Annotated in this window: 1 protein-coding gene; it reads left to right on the top strand. The window is 72.7% G+C overall.

Annotated elements, in window-relative coordinates:
• Positions 1–347: 347 nt before the first annotated feature.
• Positions 348–1,991: ABC transporter ATP-binding protein (locus AC5LSR_RS11080; protein WP_493468413.1), on the top strand; the 1,644-nt coding region annotated here is incomplete at its 3' end.

Raw genomic sequence — 1,991 nt, 5'->3', positions numbered from 1 at the left:
CTAGTGGTCACCGTCCCTATGGCGATCGCCGACCCTACGGTGAGCAGCGTTCGTGCTGCGAACGGTGTCCATTTGGCGGTCACCGTGCCTACGGCAGCCACTGCCCCTACGGCGAGCAGTGCCCATGTTGCGAACAGTGCCCGCCTGGCGGTCATCGTCCGCACGGTAGGCGCTGCCCACAGGACGAGCGCTGCTCACCCAGTGGGCACTGGTCACATGGCGGACGGTGTCCATATGGCGGACGGTGTCCATGTGATGACAAGTGCCCGCACAAGGGTCGGGGCACAGGCCGAGTGGGTGGCCCTGAGTACTTGTCCTGACACGATGACCATGCGGGAGAAGCGACGATGACCAGCCCCGAGGCGTCCACGAACAGGCTTGAGGTGTCCGCAGCCAGGCCCGAGTCGTTCGTGCGGGCGGACGACGGCCGGGAGCTGCTACCCATCGCGACCAGCGTGCGTATCCGCGTCACGGTCGGCGAGCTGCTGCGCGAGCGGCGGGCGCTGACCATCACCGCGTTCGGTGTGCTGGCCCTGTCGACGGTGGCCGGCCTGTTCACCGCGCCCCTGCTCGGCCACATCGTCGACGTGGTGGCCGACGGCCGGCCAGCCGGCGCGATCACCACCCCGGTCGTGCTGCTCGTGGTCGTCGCGGCCGCGCAGGGCGTGCTGACCGCGGTCGGGGTCACCCTCGTCGCCCGGCTCGGCGAAGGGGTGCTGGCCGTCCTGCGCGAACGCTTCGTGGAGCGCGCGCTCACCCTGCCGCTGGAGCAGGTGGAACGGGCCGGCGCCGGCGATCTGACCTCACGCGTGACCAACGATGTCACGCGGATCACCGAGGCGGTCCGCGGGGCGCTGCCGGAGATGGCCCACGCCGCTCTGACCATCGCGTTCACCCTGGTGGGGCTCGCGGTCCTCGACTGGCGCTTCACGCTCGCGGCCCTGCTCGCCGCGCCTGTCCAGGTCCAGGCGGTCCGCTGGTACGCCGGGCGCAGCATCCCCCTCTACGCCGAGCAGCGCATCGCCGCCGGCGCCCAGCAGCAGCAGCTCCTCGACACCATCGGCGGCGCGGCCACCGTCCGGGCGTTCCGCCGCGACGACGAGCACATCGGCCGGGTCACCCGGCGCTCCCGGACCACCGTCGACCTGGCCCTGCGCGGAATCCATCTGATCACGCGGTTCTACGCCCGGCTGAACCTCGCCGAGTTCATCGGTCTCGCCGCCGTCCTCACGGCCGGGTTCCTGCTGGTACGCGACGGATCGGTGACGATCGGCACCGCGCCCGCGGCGGCCCTGTACTTCCACAACCTGTTCAACCCGATCAACGTGGCGCTGGCGCTCGTCGACGAGGCCCAGGCCGCGACGGCGAGCCTGGCCCGGATGGTGGGCATCGCCGACATCCCGACGACGCCGGAACCGCACCGGCCCGCCCAGCCGGCCAACGTGCTGACCAGCATGTCGGATGCCGCGTCGGCCAACGCGTCGGGCACCGTGTCGTCCGCGGTCTCGGCCGCCACAGCAGTCACCACGCCGGTCAGGGGGCCAGTCGGCAGGCCGGTGACCGTGCCGGTCGCCGTGCCGGTGGACGCCTCGGTCAGGGCCGCCGGCGTCGGCCACGCCTACCGGCCCGGCCACGATGTGCTGCGTGACGTCGACCTCGACATCGAGCCGGGCGAACGGGTCGCGCTCGTCGGCGCCAGCGGCGCGGGCAAGACGACCCTGGCCAGGCTCATCGCGGGTATCCACCGCCCCACCAGCGGGTCGATCGCGCTCGGCGGCGTGGAGCTGGACGAGCTCGGCCCGGCCGCGGTCCGCCGGACAGTCGTCCTGATCTCCCAGGACATGCACGTCTTCGCCGGGCCGCTCGCCGACGACCTGCGCCTGGCCCGCCCGGACGCCAGCGACGACGAGCTGCTCGCGGCGCTCGACCGCGTCGGCGCGGCGGGGTGGGCGAAGGCGCTGCCCGAGGGGCTGGCCACCGTGGTGGGGGAG

It is taken from the genome of Protofrankia sp. CiP1_Cm_nod4 (assembly GCF_982290645.1).
The sequence above is the reverse complement of the archived record's forward strand: the minus strand, read 5'-3'. Positions and strand labels throughout refer to the sequence as shown.